Here is a 17,797-nt window from a genome sequence, read left to right as displayed (position 1 = left end):
TCATAATTGTACTTTTAATGTATGACAGAACAAGCATTAGAAAAAGAAAGAAAAGCAATTGCTAGGGAATATAAAGAACTCCTCAGAATTAGCTATCGCATTTTATCAGACGAAGATAAAAAGCTAATTCGCTCTGCTTTTGACGTAGCTGTTGATGCGCACAAGGAACAACGCAGAAAAAGTGGCGAAGCATACATCTTTCATCCTATTGCTGTTGCAAAAATTGTGGCTTCTGAAATTGGACTTGATGCAACCTCTATTGCTGCTGCGCTTTTACATGATGTTGTTGAGGATACCTCTTACACCTTAGCAGATATTGAACAAATGTTTGGTGAGGTTGTAGCTCGTATTGTAGATGGATTGACTAAAATTTCGAACATGCCTTATGAGGGTGATGTATCGCTACAAGCGGAAAATTTTAGAAAGATGCTATTAACGCTTAATGAGGATATTCGAGTTATTATAATAAAGATTGCAGATCGTTTACACAACATGCAAACAATGGATTCTATGCCAGCGCACAAGCAAGTAAAAATTGCTAGTGAAACTTTATACATCTATGCTCCTATGGCACATAGAATAGGTCTTTACAATATTAAAACTGAGCTAGAAGACCTAAGTTTAAAATATACAGAGCCAGAGATTTATAATGATATTTTAAGTAAAATAAAAGAGAGTAAAGAACAGCAAGATGCTTATATAAAATCGTTTTCAAAAACAATTGAAGACTCATTAAATGCAGAGAAATTAGATTATGAAATTAAAGGGAGACCTAAATCTATTTTCTCTATTCGTAGAAAAATGCAAGCTCAAACTGTAACTTTTGACCAAGTTTATGACAAGTTTGCTGTTAGAATTATTTACAAAAGCGCTCCAGAGGATGAAAAGTTTATAGCTTGGAAAATATACTCTATTGTAACAGATCACTTTAGACCAAACCCTGTACGCTTAAGAGACTGGATTTCTTCTCCAAAATCTACTGGCTATGAAGCATTACACATTACTGTTATGGGGCCAGAAGGCAAGTGGGTGGAAGTACAAATACGAAGTGAACGTATGAATGAGATTGCCGAAAAAGGCTTTGCCGCACACTATAAATACAAAAATAAAAACAGTGATGATGGCGGGCTTGAAGTATGGTTAAATAAACTTCAAGAAACATTAGAAAATCAAGACATTAGTGCAGTTGACTTTGTTGAGGAGTTCAAACTCAACCTCTACTCAAAAGAAATTTTTGTGTTTACGCCTAAGGGCGATTTGTATTCCCTAGCTAAAGGAGCATCTGCATTAGATTTTGCATTTGCTATTCATACAGAGATTGGACTTCACACTAGGGGTACGAAGGTAAATGGAAAGCTAGTACCGTTAAGTCATATATTGAATAGTGGTGACCAAGTAGAAATTATTACTTCAAACAATGCAAAACCAACTAATAACTGGTTAGATTATGCACATACGGGGAGAGCTATTTCAAAAATAAAATCATCTTTAAAAGAAGATAGAAAAGAAACTGCTAATGAAGGAAAAGAAGTTTTAAAGAGAAAGTTGAAATCTCTAAAAATTAATTTTGATGATAATTCGATTACCGAAATGGTTCGATTTTTCAAGGTCAAGACTAGTTTAGATTTATTTTATCGTGTGGGTGCTGGTATTATTGATAATAAGCAATTAAAAGAGTATGCGTCTTCACGCAGTAATGCTTTTGTGAGTTTTTTCAAAAATAAAATACGTAAGCCTAATAATTTTGAAGAAATAAATAAAGAAGAAATAACTGAGAAATACGATCAGTTAGTTTTTGGTAAAGAGGAACAAAAATTAGATTATAAAATGTCTAATTGTTGCAACCCTATTCCTGGTGATGATGTTTTTGGATTTCTTACTGTAAATGAAGGTATTAAAGTGCACAAACAAAACTGTCCTAATGCGGTACAATTGCAAGGAAATTATAACTATCGTGTTATGCCTGCCAAGTGGATTGATTCTACTCAACGGGACTTTAAAGCAGAACTTTCCATCACAGGAATTGATACTATAGGATTAGTGAATGAAGTAACGAAAGAAATTTCAAACAACTTAAATATTGATATGAGAGGTGTTCATTTTGATAGTAACGATGGTGTATTTACAGGTAATATTGTCGTCGTTGTAAAAAATAAAAACATTCTTGATAACTTGGTTCAAAACATTAAAAAAATAAACGGAATTGATAAAGTAACACGCAAGTAAATTAAGTAACTTTGTAGCTTATTATGACGCTAAAAACTGCCATCGATAATCAAGCCGTTGTCAAAAATGTATTCACTACATTTTTAGAAGAAAAAGGACACCGTAAAACTCCAGAACGGTTTGCAATCTTACAAGAAATCTACGACCAAAAAGAACATTTTGACATAGAGTCTCTCTATATCAACATGAAAAATAAAAACTATCGTGTAAGTCGTGCAACACTATATAATACTATAGAGTTGTTGTTAGAGTGCGCGCTTGTAAGAAAACATCAGTTTGGTCAAAACCAAGCACATTATGAAAAATCGTATTTTGATAAACAACACGATCACGTTATATTAGAAGATGGTGAAGTAATAGAATTTTGTGACCCCAGAATTCAAACAATAAAGAAAACTATTGAAGAGGTTTTTGATATTGAAATCACAAAACATTCACTTTATTTTTACGGAAAGAAAAACACAACCAGCCCTAAAAAAAAATAGGGAACAATTATATTTTATTATGGCAGTAGACTTACTACTAGGATTACAATGGGGAGATGAAGGCAAAGGAAAAATTGTCGATGTTCTAACAGCAGATTATGATATTATTGCACGCTTTCAAGGAGGCCCAAACGCAGGTCACACCTTGGAATTTGATGGAATTAAGCATGTACTTAGAACCATCCCATCAGGTATTTTTCATAAAAAATCTATGAACGTTATTGGTAACGGCGTTGTGATTGATCCAGTTGTTTTTGTAAAAGAATTAGAAGGTCTTGATCAATTTGATATTGATTACAAAGCCAAGCTTATTATTTCTAGAAAAGCACACTTAATCTTGCCTACACACAGATTACTAGACGCAGCAAGTGAAGCCTCAAAAGGAAAAGCAAAAATAGGCTCTACTTTAAAAGGAATAGGACCTACATACATGGATAAAACAGGTCGTAATGGAATTCGCGTGGGTGATTTAGAACTTACTGACTGGAAAGACAAATACAGAGCTTTAGCAGATAAGCATGAGGCAATGATTGCTTTTTACAATGTAGATGTCCAATATGATTTAGATGAAATGGAGACTGAGTTTTTTGAAGCAGTCGAAAGATTAAAAGAGTTACAATTTATTGATAGCGAAGAATATTTAAATCAAGCAATTAAATCAGGAAAAACAATTCTAGCCGAAGGCGCACAAGGTTCATTACTTGATATTGATTTTGGAACGTATCCTTTTGTTACCTCCTCAAATACTACTGCTGCAGGTGCTTGTACAGGTTTAGGAATAGCCCCAAATAAAGTAAAGGATGTTTACGGAATTTTTAAAGCATATACCACAAGAGTAGGTTCTGGCCCATTCCCAACAGAACTTTTTGATGAAGTAGGTGCAGAAATGGCAAAAGTAGGAAGAGAATTTGGTGCCGTTACAGGACGCCCTAGACGTTGTGGTTGGCTAGATCTAGTTGCGCTTAAATATACGTGTGAAGTAAACGGAGTAACACAATTAATGATGATGAAAGGCGACGTACTTTCTGGATTCAATGAATTAAAAGTGTGTACTGCCTACAAATATAAAGGTGAAACAATTACTCATTTACCGTACAATATTGAGCCAGAAAATGTAACCCCTATTTACAATACTTTCAAATGCTGGAAACAAGATTTGACAAAAATGACAGACCCATCACAATTTCCCGCAGAGCTTAATACATATATTGAATTTTTAGAAAAAGAATTAGAGATTCCTATTAAAGTAGTTTCAGTAGGACCAGATAGAACTCAAACAATACATAGATAAAAAAATCACAATCCCGATACTTCTCGGGATTGTGATTTTTTAGTAATTGTTTCGTCTTTACTTCGGAAATGTGACTTAACAACAAAATTTAAATAAATAAAAATCGTTTATAATTTAAGTTAACTAAGTGAAGAAAAATCTAAAAAAACTAGACTATGAAGCAACTATTTATACTTTTATTTTTTTTGCTGTTTAATTCAGTTTTATTTCCTACAATAGCTCAGCAGAATAGTTTCGTTGAAGATTTTATTGAACGGTTAGAAAATTCACAAAAGTATCTAATCCTTGTCGCGGAGACAATGCCAGAAGATAAATACAACTTTAAAGCTACACCAGAATCAATGTCTTTTGCTGAAAATCTATTACATATAGGATATGCAATGGATTGGCATAGTCAATCATTATTAGGAGGAAGACCATCAAAAGACTGGAAAACAGACACAATCTATAAAGTTTCTAATAAATCTAAAAAAGAAATGATCGCAACGATCGAAAAAACATTTGTTGAAACAAAAAATCTAATTAAAGAGTTTGACACAACTCAATTAGATGACGAGTTAGACTATTTTGGTTTAAATAGATCCAAAAGGCAAATTTTCTTATTACTTTCTGACCATATAACTCATCACAGAGCTCAAATGCTTGTTTATATGAGATTAAATGGGCTAGTTCCGCCAAGGTATGTTTTGTTTCAATAATTAAAAGCAATTTTAATAAATTACACGTTCCATAAAATTTCAACCCTAACAGAAATAAAATTAATATTGAACAAAGCAAATAACATACTAATAATCCTCCTTTTACTTACAGTAACCACTGCCTCATTTGCACAACCCAACCAAGAGCAGGAAAAAACTAAAGTTGACATAAAGTCTGGATATTTAGAAAGACGACCAGAATTGCCAGATGCTTTTATCTATACAAAAGAAGCTAATGAACAGGTATATATACTTCATGAAGGAGTTGAAATGTGGTGTAACCAAGCATTCGTGTATCTAAATGATAATTTTGTAAAAGCATATGGTGATGTTAAAATAAAACAAGCAGACACTATCACCATGAACAGTAGTTATGCTGAATACAATGGAAACACCAAATTTGCCTTTGCTAGTGGAAATGTAGTATTTAAAGAACCAAAAACAACTTTAAAAACTGACACGCTTTACTTTGACCGCGTAAAGCAACAAGCATTTTATAGGTCTGGAGGCACTGTAATTGATACCGCAAGCACCTTAACAAGCCGAATAGGTAGATATTATGCCGAGAGCAAAAAATACCAATTTATCAGTAACGTAAAAATTGTCAACCCAAAATATACAGTAACCTCTCCACAACTTGACTTTTATAGCGAAACAGGAGGCGCGTATCTTTATGGAAAATCTGTTATTGAGAGCGAAACCAGTACAGTTTACTGTGAACGTGGTTATTACGACACGCGAGGAGATACTGGTTATTTTGTAAAAAACTCTAGAGTAGATTATGACAATCGCACCCTATATGGTGACAGTATTTATTTTGATAGAAACAAAGCTTTTGCGTCAGCAACTAATAACATTCGTGTTTTAGACACCGCAAATCAAAGTATTATCAAAGGCCATTATGCAGAAGTATTTAGAAAAAAAGACTCCGTATTTATTACTAAAAGAGCTGTCGCAATTTCGGTAAGAGATAATGACTCATTATATGTCCACGCAGATACACTGCAAATTACAGGAAAACCTGAAAACAGAATTCTCAAAGGATTTTATCGTGCCCGCATGTTTCAAGAACCAAAACCTGGTGAAGAAGCAACGTCTGGAAAATGTGATTCCATTTACCTTTTTCAAAAAGAAGGAATTACAAAAATGCTAAGACGTCCTATTTTATGGAGTGGCGAAAACCAAATGACAGGTGATACCATTCATTTAATAACTAATACTAAAACTGAAAAGCTAGATACATTAAAAGTGTTCAACAATGCATTCTTAGCACAAAAAGATAGTCTTGGTTTTAATCAAGTTAAAGGAGAGAGACTCACTGGCTTGTTCACAGAAAATCAATTAGACACCGTCAATATTGATAAAAACGCACAAGTAATTTACTTTGCCCGTAATGATAATGATAAAATGATTGGTATTAATAATACGGTTTCAAGTTCCATCCAGTTGTATTTAGAAAATCAAGAAATTCAAGGAATTCGCTTTATCAAAAAAGGGAAAGGGAAGGTATATCCACTTTCTATGCTTCCGCCAGAAGCGCGAATTCTTTCAGGTTTTGAATGGCGTGGTGATGAACGTTTGTTAAAAAAAGAAGATCTTTTTAAAAACAAGCCACCCCCTATTTTACCTAAAATTAAAGGAATACCATTACCTGAGGATGATGGAGAATTCTTTGAAGAAAAAACCGAAGAAGAATTGAACTTGCCCGAATCTTCAAAATTATCTCCTAAAGATTTTAAAAACCGTCCTGAAGATGCTGCCCCTGAAACAGCACCAGACACAAATGTTGAGAAAAACAATACTCCCAAAAAAGAAAATTAACCTTTGAAAAAGGATTTCTACACATATCAAACGCAAACCACACCACATCCGTTAGCGATGGAAATTTCGCATGCAGCAGGTAGTTATATTTATGATAGCGAAGGAAAAAAACATCTAGATTTTGTTGCTGGAGTTTCTGCATGTAGTTTAGGACATTGTCATCCTCGCGTCGTTTCCGCAGTAAAAGAACAAACAGAAAAATATTTGCATGTTATGGTCTATGGCGAATATATTCAAGCACCAGCTGTAGCACTTTCAAAATTATTAGCCTCTCACCTACCACCATCACTCGAAACAACCTACTTGGTTAACAGTGGCACAGAAGCTATTGAAGGAGCATTAAAACTGGCAAGACGTGCCACAGGCAGAGCCGAAATATTATATGCACACCACGCGTACCATGGCAACACAATGGGTTCGCTGAGCATTATGGGATTTGAAGAACGAAAAACAGCTTTTGGCCCACTTGTTCCAGAATGTTACCCCATTTATTTTAATGAGGAATCCTCTATAGAACGCATAACTCAAAAAACAGCAGCTGTAATTTTTGAAACTATACAAGGAGGTGCAGGGTTTATTGAACCTACGAATAACTTTCTTGTAAAAGTTAAAGAGAGATGCGAAGCAATGGGAGCTTTACTGATTCTTGACGAAATCCAACCGGGATTTGGTCGAACAGGAAAACTCTTTGGCTTTGAACATTTTAATGTCATTCCTGATATTCTCGTAATGGGAAAAGGCATGGGAGGCGGCTTACCTATTGGAGCATTTACTGCATCTCACGAATTAATGGCGCTATTACAAGATAAGCCTAAATTAGGGCATATTACTACGTTTGGCGGTAATCCAGTAATTGCTGCGGCAGCATTAGCAACGTTACAAGAAATTACCGAAACTAACCTAATTGCTGAAACGTTACAAAAAGAAAAATTGTTCCGTTCCCTGCTACAACATTCACTCATTAAAGAAATACGAGGAAGAGGACTCATGCTTGCAATTATTACAGAGAGTGCTACAATAGCTTCAGAAATTATTCTACGTTGTAAAGATCGTGGTCTCATTTTATTCTGGTTACTATTTGAAGTAACAGCAGTACGCATTACACCACCCCTAACCATTTCAGAAGAAGAAATAAAAGAAGGATGTGCCATCTTGACTGAAATCCTGGATAGCATTGAAGACCAACAAAGCAAGAGTTAACAATTGAAAAACAGCAGCTTAAAACCAAAATTATCTGTTGATAAGTCGTTAACAAGAATAGCGGCACATTAATTGAATTCCATATTACATTCCTATCTTTAAATTAGTAGGAACCGTAAAATTGTAGCGTATGAATTTACTTCCAGACGAACCTAATAATTTATCACTAACTCGTTTTGAGTCTATGCTCAAAACGAATAGCATTTTATTTTTTGATGCTGACCAGTTTGAAGAAATTATTCATCACTATTTAGAAATAGGTAAAATTTCATTAGCTAAAAAAGCAACTAAGCTTGGTCTTGAACAACACCCTACTTCTACAAATCTTAAATTATTTCAGGTTGAAATGTTCATTTTTGAAAATGAGCTAGATACAGCTGATGCCTTATTAGAAGAACTATATCAAATAGAGCAATCTAACGAAGAAATTTACATTCAAAAAGCAAATATATTATCCCGTAGAGACGATCACGAAGGTGCAATTAAATTACTAGAAACCGCCTTAGAAATAACGCTAGACAAAGCAGATGTTCTTTCTCTTCTAGGAATGGAATATTTATTCTTGGAAGATTTTGAAAATGCAAAGAATAGCTTCATGAGATGCTTAGAAAGCGATGATACAGATTATTCTGCGCTTTATAATATAATTTATTGCTTTGAGTGTCTTGAAGAAAACGAAGAAGCTATTGAGTACCTCAATGTCTTTCTGAACAAAAATCCATATTGCGAGGTTGCTTGGCACCAAATAGGCAAACAATATTGTATTGTAGAGAAGTATAAAAAAGCATTAGCCGCATTTGATTTTGCTATTATAAGTGATGATCGTTTTGTAGGTGCTTATTTAGAAAAGGGTAAAGTTTTAGAAAAGCTAAACCGTTTTGAAGAAGCCATAGAAAGTTACACAATCACATTAGGAATTGATGACCCTACCTCATTCGCTTTATTACGAATAGGAAAATGTTATGAAAAAAAGGGTAATAGTGAGTTATCATTACAATATTTTACAAAATGTGTTGAAGAAGACCCTTTATTAGATAAGGGCTGGATAGCTATTACGGATTACTATTATAAACGAAAAGATTTTGAGAAAGCACTTTATTTTATAGACAGAGCCATAAGTATTGATAGTGAAAATGTGCACTATTGGAAACGTTATGCTAAAATAAATAAAAGGCTTCAGTGGTTTGAAGAAGCAGAGGCAGGCTTTAGAAAAACTATTGAACTCGGCAATTATGAACTTGAAACATGGCTTACTCGTGCAGACATACTAACAAAGCTTGGAGAATATGAGGCTGCTATCAATAACCTAACACAAGCTAATGAATTCTATCCTGAATGTGCTGAAATTGAATTTAGATTAGCAGGCTTATATTATGTCACCGCCGAAATGCATAGTGGAGCATTTCATTTAAAAAATGCACTTGATATTGAACCAGAGTTTTTCATGATTATTGAGGAGTTATTCCCCATGATATTATCAAGTAAATCAGTTAAAGAAATTGTGAAAAACCATAAAAAAACTACGTTATAAATTGTATTTTTGAGAGCATAACAACCCAACTATTATGCCTTCACGTACGCTTTTACAATCATTAACCCTATTTGCAAAAGGCCTAGCAATGGGAGCTGCAGATGTAGTTCCTGGAGTAAGTGGCGGTACTATCGCTTTTATTTCTGGGATTTACGAAGAACTAATCGAAACAATACATAACCTTAATTTTTCTTTCTTTAAAATTTGGAAAAAAGAAGGTTTAAAAGCTGCTTGGGTTACATTTAATCTTGGTTTTTTAGTTACTTTATTTGGTGGTGTTGCTGTGAGCATTATCTCATTAGCAAAATTAATAACCTGGCTACTAGCCACATACCCTGTTTTAGTCTGGGCATTCTTTTTTGGACTAGTGGTTGCAAGTATTTTATACGTAGGAAAACAAATTACTCGTTTTTCACTTTCAGTATTGATTGCTGTATTCATTGCAGCTGCACTTTCATATTATATTACTCTTGCAGAACCAATAGGCAATACCGACAGTACTTGGTTTTTATTTTTAGCTGGGTTTATTGCTATTATTGCAATGATATTACCAGGTATATCAGGAGCATTTATACTCTTATTGCTTGGAGCTTACACCTCTGTAATAGGTACAATTTCAAGTTTTAGCGAGGGCATTTTAAGGGTAGATTTTGGTCAAGTTTCTAATGCATTTTTAAAATTAATTACTTTTGGTATTGGAGCTATTGCTGGATTAAAAGTATTTTCAGGGGTTCTTAACTGGATGTTTAAGCATTATAAAAATATAACGTTAGCCATTCTAACTGGCTTTATGATAGGCGCTTTAAATAAAATCTGGCCATGGAAAGAAGTTTTAAAGTACAGAGTTAACAGTCATGGTGAAGAAATACCTTTTTTAGAACGTAGTATTCTTCCTGCTAACTATGATGGTGATCCTCAAATAATAGCAGCAATTATCTGCACTATTTTTGGTTTTGCTTGTATCTATTTTTTAGAATTTACTGCAACAAAAAAAAATTCAAAACAAGAAATTAATTGACACCCCAAAGATCATCTTCAGATAAAATCTGGCTGGTCTTAAAAGGCTTAGTCATGGGCGCTGCAAATAAAGTACCTGGTGTATCTGGTGGTGTGGTAGCCTTTGTTGCTGGTTTTTATGAAGAGTTTATCTATTCACTTCAACGTATTAATAAAAAAGCATTCAAGCTACTATTAGGCGGCAGGTTTAAAAGTTTTTATAGATACATCAATGGTTCATTTTTAGGGTTGCTTATTTTAGGAATGATTATTAGTTATTTTAGTGTTTCTAAAATTCTAGACTATCTTATTATCCACTATGAACTTTACGTCTGGAGCGCTTTCTTTGGGATGATAATAGGTTCAATTTATTATATATCAAAAGATTTTGGAGCATGGAATAGAAAGTACATTGCATATCTATGTTGCGGCATTGCAGCAGGAGTTGCTATTAGTTTTTTAGAGCCTGCTCGTGAAAATGATAATTTATTTTTTGTTTTCTTTTGTGGCATAATTGGAGTAAGTGGCATGACGCTTCCAGGTTTATCAGGCTCATTTATACTTATCCTTTTAGGAAATTACGTTTTACTTCTAGTTGATAGCGTAAATGCATTGTTTGACACTTTTGCAATGATGGTTCAAGGTAATTTTAGCTTTGTAAATGACGTAGGCCATATGCGTTTATTAAAAGTACTCACTGCGTTTTCATTGGGTTCATTAGTAGGATTAATTTCATTATCACATATATTAGGATATGTTTTAAAAAGATATAAAAAAGCAACTTATGCAGTAATTATTGGTTTCATCGCAGGTTCATTAGGTGTTGTTTGGCCATGGAAAACAAAAGTTTTTAGCTTAGATACTTCAAATAATATTTTAGTAGATGCCAATGGCAAAAATATTATTGTAGGTTATAATAGATATTTTCCGTCAGAATTTTCTCTCGATACCATCCTAGCTTTATGTTGCATTTTTGTAGGAATATTAATTGTACTTAGTTTAGACTGGTATTATAAAATGAAGCATAAAAATAATGGCTAAATTTGGTCTCGTAGGAAAAAATATAAGTTATTCATTTTCAAAAACATTCTTCACTATTAAGTTTGATTTAGAAAAACTAAACCACACCTACGTCAATTTTGATATTAAAAATATCAATCAGCTTCAAAACATTCTAAAAGATAATACAGAAATCAAAGGATTAAACGTTACCATCCCTTACAAAGAGGATGTTATTCCTTACTTAGATCGTATTGATAAAGAAGCAAAAAAAATTGGTGCTGTTAATACCATTAAAATTTTAAATGATGGTCGTCTTGCAGGCTATAATACAGACCATTATGGCTTTGCAAAGGCACTAACATCATTCCCTCTATTCAAAGAAAAAACAGCACTTGTGCTAGGAAGTGGTGGTGCTTCAAAAGCAATTATATATGTCCTCAAGGCAATGAACTTTGATTTTAAAGTTGTGTCAAGAACTCCAAAAGAAGGACAACTTTCATACAAAGCTCTTACTCCAGAAGTAATTAATAAATACAAGTTAATTATAAACACAACACCCTTGGGCACACATCCCAATGTTACAGAATGCCCAAACATTCCATACAATTTAATTACCCCAAGTCATTTTCTTTACGACCTTATCTACAACCCAACAGAAACCGAATTTCTAAAAAGAGGTTTTGCTAAAGGCGCCACAGTTTCAAACGGAATGAAAATGCTAGAATACCAAGCTAAAAAATCTTGGAAAATATGGAACTTATAAATTCAATACTTCATTTTTAAAAACCCACGCCTATCTTGGCATTCTTATTAGTAGTTAGTATCTTCACCAGCAAGAATATGAACCCTAACATTGAAAGAAATGTCTGAAGAAATCTCCCCTAGCGGAAACCAAAACGACAAAAAAACAACTGATAATTCTGAAATAACTTCGGAAATAAACCAAGCAGAAACTACTGCTCAAAATAGCACTAGTGATAGTATACCTTCGGAAATAGATACCCCCGAAACTTCTGCCGTTGTTGAAAAAGCTACGGAAAAACCAAACACAACTCCCGAAACTTCAATTGAAACTCCTTCCAAAGAAGTAAAAACTACTGAGGTTGTTACAATGGTTGAAAAGAGCGATAGTGATACAAGTAGTGACGTTTCAGAAGAAAACGAAGTGGATGAAGAGGAAATAGAAACATCTGATGATATTAACGAAACAGATGAAATTGAGATACCTGAAGTTGACTATAGTGAGCTTTCAATGCCCAACTTAACCGAAGCATTAAATAATTTAGTTACTAAATACCCCGTTCAAAAAATAAAGGATCCCGTTGATGAAATCAAAAACGAGTTCAATAACCAGTTTCAAGAATTACTTAAAACTAAAAAAGAAGAGTTTCTTGCTGAAGGTGGAAACATCATAGATTTTCATTACGAATCTTCTGAAAAAAAAGCATTCAACGAAGCATTTTCTATCTACCGAGCTAAAAAAAATGCATACTATAATAATTTAAAGAAAAGCCTAGAAAGTAATCTAGTAACTAGAACTGCTTTAATTGAAGAGTTAAAAGCTCTTGTAGAAACGGATGAAAGTGTAAATAAAAATTACAAAAAACTAAAGGATATTCAAGAGCGCTGGCGTGATGCGGGAGCAATTCCGCGTGATAAATATAATACAGTGTGGAACAATTATCACCACCATGTTGACAATTATTATAACGCTCTGCATTTAGATAATGAGTTTAGAGAGCTAGACTTTAAACACAATCTTGAAGAAAAGCAAAAACTTATTAAACACACAGAGGAACTTGCTGAAGAGAGTGATATTAATAAAGCTTTTAGAGAGTTACAATTAATTCACCGCAAATGGAAAGAAGAGATTGGACCTGTTGCACGTGAAGTAAGTGATGAAATCTGGGAAAAATTTAGTGCAGCATCTAGAGTTATCCACGATAAAAAAGAACAGGCTGAAGCTGCATTAGAAGATACTTTCAAGGCTAACTACAGCATCAAAAAAGAACTTATTGGGCTTATTGATAAGGTAAAAGCAGAAGCAAAACCTACCCATAAAGCATGGCAAGAATCCATGAAACAGGTGCAAGAAATACGGGATATCTTTTTTACAGCTGGACGTGTTCCAAGAGACAAAAACAAGGAGATTTGGGCTAGTTTTAAAGACACTATGCGTAACTTCAATAAAGCTAAAAATGATTTTTATAAAAATCAAAAAAATCAGCAGTTTGAAAATCTAGAGAAAAAGCGCGCACTCATTGCTATTGCTGAAGAGCATAAAGATAGTGAGGATTATAAAAGTGCAACGCAGCTTATGAAAAAAGTCCAAGCAGATTGGCGAAAGATTGGTCACGTACCAAGAAATGAAAGCGATAAAGTTTGGAAGCAATTTAAAAAAGCTTGTAATCATTATTTTGATAGGTTAAATGCCTTAAAAGATGAAGAAAACAAAGAAGAGGTAGTAAACTTAGAGCAGAAAACAGTATTACTTGATGCTACAGAAAACCTTGAATTAACAGGAGATCATAAAGTTGATATTACTGCTATCAAAGAAAAAATAACCGAATGGAAATCAATAGGTCGTGTTCCTTTTAAAAAGAAAAGTATTGACCAGAAATTTAACAAAGTCCTTGACGGATTATTTGGTAAACTTGACTTAGATAAAAAAGAAGCTGAGCTTATAAAATTTGAGAATAAAGTAAACTCAATGGTTTCTCAAGACGATGATCGCCAGTTACAAAACGAACAATTTTTCTTATCTAAAAAGGTTGATGAAGTTCAAGCAGAAATTAGTCAATTAGAGAATAATTTAGGTTTTTTCCGTCATGTTGATGATGATAACCCTTTAGTCAAAGATGTTCACAAAAATATCGCAAAGCATAAAGAGCAATTGGCGCTGTGGAAGCAGAAATATTCAAAAATAAAGGCAATGCGTGCTGCAAAAGACGCACCACAACCAGAAATTCAAGAAGCTCCAAAATCAACTGATGAAGCTCTTGATACTGAAGCTTAATTATAGAGCATTTTTATAATTATTTATAGTGTTAATAGTCCAGCTAAGTATATTTACTAAGCTGGACTATTTTTAGTTACGTTAAGAATATGGGAAAACATCAATGCTTACTTTGTAAAAACTTTACTACAAAAATTTATGCATTCTACAAGAAACGAAAATTTGTGTATTGTGATACTTGTGATGTAGTTTCTGTGCCATCTGAATTTCATCTTTCTGAAAAAGCAGAAAAAGAAAGATATTTAAAACACAATAATAATGTCGAAGATATAGGATATCAATCATTTGTAATGCCAATTGTTACGCACATAAAAAATAAATTTAGTAAAACTTCGGATGGACTAGATTTTGGTGCTGGAACAGGACCTGTAATTGCTAAGTTATTAGATCAAGCAGGTTATAATGTAACATTATACGACCCTTTTTTTCATCCTAACAAAATTGTCTTTAAAACACAATACAATTACATTGTATGTTGTGAGGTTATAGAACACTTTAATAATCCCGAAAAAGAATTTAACCTTTTAAAATCCTTGCTAAAAGAAAACGGTCAACTAATTTGTAAAACTTCGCTGCTTCCAGATAAACATGAATTTGATAATTGGTTTTACAAAAATGATAGTACCCACGTTATTTTCTATACTCCCAAAAGCCTTGAATGGATTAAGAATAATATAGGGTTCAAATACTTAAAAATATTAAAAGAATATCTAATTTTTAGTAATTAGATGGCTTTAGCTTCTTCCCAAAATATATCCATCTCCTCAAGCGTCATATCTTTTAATTCTTTATCTAGGGACTTTGCCTTTTTCTCTAAGTATTGAAACCTTTTAATAAATTTTTTATTAGTTCGTTCTAAAGCGTTTTCTGGATCAATTTTCAAAAATCTCGCATAGTTTATCATAGAAAATAGAACATCACCAAATTCGGCCTCCATTTTTTCTTGGTCATTAGCGGCAACCTCAACTTGTAATTCCCCTAGTTCTTCTTGTAGTTTTTCAAAAACTTGTTCTGGCTTTTCCCAATCAAACCCCACTCCTGCAACTTTATCCTGTATTCTATTTGCTTTAACTAATGCTGGCAATGACTTAGGCACTCCTTGTAATACACTTGTTTTACCTTCTTTAAGTTTTAAACTTTCCCAATTTCTTTTTACCTCTTCTTCGTCTGCCACCTCAACATCACCATAAATATGTGGGTGACGAGATATAAGTTTTTCGCAAATCTGGTTTGTTACATCAGCAATATCAAAATCATTTGTCTCACTCCCTATTTTAGCATAGAAAACAATGTGCAATAACAAATCACCTAATTCTCCTTTTACCTCATCTAAGTCGTTCTCTAATATAGCATCTCCCAACTCATAGGTCTCTTCTATTGTTAAGTGACGTAATGTTTCCATGGTTTGCTTTTTATCCCAAGGACATTGCTCCCGTAACTCATCCATTATTGTAAGTAAGCGATCAAAAGCGGCGAGTTGTTGTTGGCGTGAGTTCATTTTGTGGTTTGTGGTTTAAATGTAAAAGTTATCAAATTAATTTTAAAAAGTACAGTTATTTTTTAACACAACGTATTAAATAAAAAAAGCCGTCCTTTTGGACAGCTTTTTTTATAAACTATTTATTATTTACTTCTTTCTTGCAGCTGTACTTTTTGCTGTTCCTCCTTTTTTAGAAGATGATTTACCTCCACCTTTAGGTGAAGTTGTTTTTGAAACTCCAGTTATAGCATCGCGCTGTGGGGTTGTCAACTTATCTTTAACTTCTTCCTCTACTGCTTCTTCAGCTTCTGAAAAGTCTGTTAAGTCATTCTTAACTAAAAGATTATACCATTGAACAACTTTTTTTATATCACTTGCATAAACACGTTCTTCATCATAATCTGGTAAAATCCCGAAGAAATATTCTTCTAATTCTATTTTAGAAACCTTATGACTTATAGTTGCTTTCCCATCCTCTTTTTTTGCTATTTTTTCAAATACTGCTCTTAATGGTACTTCTTCTGTTAGGGTATAAATTGCAATTTCAGAAAGTAGACTTACGTTATGTCTAGCACTTACGTTAATTCTTTTTCCATCAAGAAGAGATTCAGCTAAAAAGCCGCTTCTTGTTTGAGTTGTTAATTTGTAAAGCCCTGGCTTTCCTGAAATTGATAATACTTTTTCTAAGCTCATAAAGTCTATTTATTATTTAAAATAAGGGTGCAAATATGTTTTGAATATTTTTTATATGCAATTGTTTAACGTTTCTTTTTAGCATTTGGAAAACGCATACGGTAATCGATGTTCGTTTTTCCTTTACTAATGTTTGTCAATTTCCCTTTAATTAATCTCTTTTTTAATGGTGAAAGTTTGTCTGTAAACAACACACCTTCAATATGGTCATACTCATGTTGAATGATTCTAGCAATAATACCAGAATATGCTTCTGTATGCTTTTTAAAATCTTCATCAAAATATTCAATCTTAATATCTGGTTGACGAAACACGTCTTCACGTACATCTGGAATACTTAAACAACCTTCGTTAAAAGCCCATTCATCCCCACTCTCTTCTAGGATTGTTGCATTGATGAATGTCTTTTTAAATTCTGAAACTTGCTTTTGTTCCTCTTCTGTTAAATCTTCATCATCTCCAAAAGGAGTTGCATCTACTAGAAATAATCGAATAGGCACCCCTATTTGTGGTGCAGCCAACCCTACTCCATTTGCGGCATACATTGTTTCGTACATATTTTCCAACAGAATATCCAATTTAGGATAATCTTTTGAAATCTCTTCACATTCTTTTCTTAAAACTGGGTCGCCGTAAGCAACTATTGGTAAAATCATTAATTAAATATTTAATGTTGAACGCATTATAACAAATGATAGTGCATTCAAATAATTTTTACTTGTTATACAAATATTCCTGTAATATAATTGTTGCACTTATTTCATCAACTAGTGCTTTATTTTTTCTTTGTTTTTTTGTCAAGCCACTATCAATCATTGTTTGGAACGCCATTTTACTAGTATAACGCTCATTCACTCTTTTTAAGGGTATCTTCGGAAATATGACTTCAAAACCCTTTATGAAGTTCTGAATATTACCTTCCACATCACTTGCCGAACCATCCTTTTGTGTTGGCTCTCCAATGACGACAGTTTCAACGCTTTCGTTACTAATATATTCTTTTAAAAAAGGCATTAGTTTATGGGTATCTACGGTTGTCAATCCGCTGGCAATTAATTGCAACTCATCTGTCACGGCAACTCCCGTGCGTTTAGTTCCATAATCAATTGCTAAAATACGTGCCATATTTCGGCAAAAATAAGGGTTTAAGGATTAGTATGCTAAAAATGTATGCAAGGAATGAATGGGGTTGTTATCTTTGTTTTTAATTTTACATTGCAGCCTAGTAAATTGACTTTAGATTCTTTTAAATAGTTGAGTTATATAATTGACGCTTAAAACTATTTTACTTTTTCTAGTTTTTGATTAACAAACAAAAGTAGTAAACAGAGATTTTGGAATTTTTAAATTAACAGATA

Annotated in this window: 16 protein-coding genes; 12 read left to right on the top strand and 4 right to left on the bottom strand. The window is 33.3% G+C overall.

Translation table 11 applies throughout. The features are described from left to right. Nucleotides 1–21: 21 nt before the first annotated feature. The 12 genes from GB234_RS06875 (at nucleotide 22) to GB234_RS06820 (ending at nucleotide 14,994) form a co-directional block, all read left to right on the top strand. Entirely contained in the window at nucleotides 22–2,226 is a 2,205-nt protein-coding gene (locus GB234_RS06875) for a RelA/SpoT family protein (protein WP_151893815.1), read from the top strand. Nucleotides 2,227–2,249: 23 nt separating this feature from the next. Continuing rightward, nucleotides 2,250–2,711 carry a Fur family transcriptional regulator gene (locus GB234_RS06870; RefSeq protein ID WP_151893814.1) on the top strand — a complete coding sequence of 154 codons (462 nt, stop codon included), beginning with the start codon at nucleotides 2,250–2,252 and terminating at the stop codon, nucleotides 2,709–2,711. A gap of 19 nt (nucleotides 2,712–2,730) precedes the next feature. Beyond that, a complete protein-coding gene (locus GB234_RS06865; protein ID WP_151893813.1) occupies nucleotides 2,731–4,002 on the top strand; it encodes an adenylosuccinate synthase in 1,272 nt (423 codons plus the stop codon). 155 nt (nucleotides 4,003–4,157) lie between these two features. Beyond that, nucleotides 4,158–4,700, top strand: a complete 543-nt coding sequence (locus GB234_RS06860) for a DinB family protein (RefSeq protein WP_151893812.1) — start codon at nucleotides 4,158–4,160, stop codon at nucleotides 4,698–4,700. Between the two features lie 66 nt (nucleotides 4,701–4,766). Beyond that, entirely contained in the window at nucleotides 4,767–6,521 is a 1,755-nt protein-coding gene (locus GB234_RS06855; protein ID WP_235906079.1) for an OstA-like protein, read from the top strand. 3 nt (nucleotides 6,522–6,524) lie between these two features. Next, the gene (locus tag GB234_RS06850; RefSeq protein ID WP_151893811.1) at nucleotides 6,525–7,721 is read left to right on the top strand and encodes an aspartate aminotransferase family protein; all 1,197 of its coding nucleotides are present in this window, start codon (nucleotides 6,525–6,527) and stop codon (nucleotides 7,719–7,721) included. Between the two features lie 130 nt (nucleotides 7,722–7,851). Further along, nucleotides 7,852–9,252, top strand: a complete 1,401-nt coding sequence (locus GB234_RS06845) for a tetratricopeptide repeat protein (protein WP_151893810.1) — start codon at nucleotides 7,852–7,854, stop codon at nucleotides 9,250–9,252. Between the two features lie 34 nt (nucleotides 9,253–9,286). Continuing rightward, complete coding sequence (locus GB234_RS06840; protein ID WP_151893809.1) at nucleotides 9,287–10,270, top strand: DUF368 domain-containing protein; 984 nt, start codon at nucleotides 9,287–9,289, stop codon at nucleotides 10,268–10,270. Continuing rightward, nucleotides 10,267–11,289: a DUF368 domain-containing protein gene (locus GB234_RS06835; protein ID WP_151893808.1), complete on the top strand. Its 1,023-nt coding sequence runs from the start codon at nucleotides 10,267–10,269 to the stop codon at nucleotides 11,287–11,289. The genes GB234_RS06840 and GB234_RS06835 overlap by 4 nt, the downstream gene beginning before the upstream one ends. Next, a complete protein-coding gene (locus GB234_RS06830) occupies nucleotides 11,282–12,013 on the top strand; it encodes a shikimate dehydrogenase family protein (protein WP_151893807.1) in 732 nt (243 codons plus the stop codon). The genes GB234_RS06835 and GB234_RS06830 overlap by 8 nt, the downstream gene beginning before the upstream one ends. 99 nt (nucleotides 12,014–12,112) lie before the next feature. Further along, on the top strand, nucleotides 12,113–14,266 hold the full coding sequence (locus GB234_RS06825) for a DUF349 domain-containing protein (RefSeq protein WP_151893806.1): 2,154 nt from the start codon (nucleotides 12,113–12,115) through the stop codon (nucleotides 14,264–14,266). Nucleotides 14,267–14,355: 89 nt separating this feature from the next. Then, entirely contained in the window at nucleotides 14,356–14,994 is a 639-nt protein-coding gene (locus tag GB234_RS06820) for a class I SAM-dependent methyltransferase (RefSeq protein WP_151893805.1), read from the top strand. Here GB234_RS06820 and mazG read toward each other — a convergent pair. The 4 genes from mazG to ruvX form a co-directional block, all read right to left on the bottom strand. After that, nucleotides 14,991–15,764 carry a nucleoside triphosphate pyrophosphohydrolase gene (gene mazG, locus GB234_RS06815; protein WP_151893804.1) on the bottom strand — a complete coding sequence of 258 codons (774 nt, stop codon included), beginning with the start codon at nucleotides 15,762–15,764 and terminating at the stop codon, nucleotides 14,991–14,993. The two genes, GB234_RS06820 and mazG, sit on opposite strands and share 4 nt — an antisense overlap. A 129-nt stretch (nucleotides 15,765–15,893) precedes the next feature. Then, nucleotides 15,894–16,439 carry a DUF5606 family protein gene (locus GB234_RS06810; RefSeq protein WP_151893803.1) on the bottom strand — a complete coding sequence of 182 codons (546 nt, stop codon included), beginning with the start codon at nucleotides 16,437–16,439 and terminating at the stop codon, nucleotides 15,894–15,896. A 65-nt stretch (nucleotides 16,440–16,504) separates the two neighbouring features. Beyond that, nucleotides 16,505–17,095: a peptide deformylase gene (def, locus tag GB234_RS06805; protein ID WP_151893802.1), complete on the bottom strand. Its 591-nt coding sequence runs from the start codon at nucleotides 17,093–17,095 to the stop codon at nucleotides 16,505–16,507. Nucleotides 17,096–17,153: 58 nt separating this feature from the next. Beyond that, nucleotides 17,154–17,564 carry a Holliday junction resolvase RuvX gene (gene ruvX / locus GB234_RS06800; RefSeq protein ID WP_151893801.1) on the bottom strand — a complete coding sequence of 137 codons (411 nt, stop codon included), beginning with the start codon at nucleotides 17,562–17,564 and terminating at the stop codon, nucleotides 17,154–17,156. Nucleotides 17,565–17,797: the final 233 nt, after the last annotated feature.

Source organism: Patiriisocius marinistellae (assembly GCF_009014635.1).
GTDB lineage: Bacteria > Bacteroidota > Bacteroidia > Flavobacteriales > Flavobacteriaceae > Patiriisocius > Patiriisocius marinistellae.
Note: the sequence above shows the minus strand (reverse complement) of the source record. Positions and strands in the feature narration are given on the sequence as shown.

Excerpts from the sequence above, each read along its gene's own strand:
- GB234_RS06875 (WP_151893815.1), top strand. The coding sequence starts at position 22 with ATGACAGAACAAGCATTAGAAAAAGAAAGAAAAGCAATTGCTAGGGAA.
- GB234_RS06870 (WP_151893814.1), top strand. The coding sequence starts at position 2,250 with ATGACGCTAAAAACTGCCATCGATAATCAAGCCGTTGTCAAAAATGTA.
- GB234_RS06865 (WP_151893813.1), top strand. The coding sequence starts at position 2,731 with ATGGCAGTAGACTTACTACTAGGATTACAATGGGGAGATGAAGGCAAA.
- GB234_RS06860 (WP_151893812.1), top strand. The coding sequence starts at position 4,158 with ATGAAGCAACTATTTATACTTTTATTTTTTTTGCTGTTTAATTCAGTT.
- GB234_RS06845 (WP_151893810.1), top strand. The coding sequence starts at position 7,852 with ATGAATTTACTTCCAGACGAACCTAATAATTTATCACTAACTCGTTTT.
- GB234_RS06840 (WP_151893809.1), top strand. The coding sequence starts at position 9,287 with ATGCCTTCACGTACGCTTTTACAATCATTAACCCTATTTGCAAAAGGC.
- GB234_RS06830 (WP_151893807.1), top strand. The coding sequence starts at position 11,282 with ATGGCTAAATTTGGTCTCGTAGGAAAAAATATAAGTTATTCATTTTCA.
- GB234_RS06825 (WP_151893806.1), top strand. The coding sequence starts at position 12,113 with ATGTCTGAAGAAATCTCCCCTAGCGGAAACCAAAACGACAAAAAAACA.
- GB234_RS06820 (WP_151893805.1), top strand. The coding sequence starts at position 14,356 with ATGGGAAAACATCAATGCTTACTTTGTAAAAACTTTACTACAAAAATT.
- mazG (WP_151893804.1), bottom strand. The coding sequence starts at position 15,764 with ATGAACTCACGCCAACAACAACTCGCCGCTTTTGATCGCTTACTTACA.
- GB234_RS06810 (WP_151893803.1), bottom strand. The coding sequence starts at position 16,439 with ATGAGCTTAGAAAAAGTATTATCAATTTCAGGAAAGCCAGGGCTTTAC.
- def (WP_151893802.1), bottom strand. The coding sequence starts at position 17,095 with ATGATTTTACCAATAGTTGCTTACGGCGACCCAGTTTTAAGAAAAGAA.
- ruvX (WP_151893801.1), bottom strand. The coding sequence starts at position 17,564 with ATGGCACGTATTTTAGCAATTGATTATGGAACTAAACGCACGGGAGTT.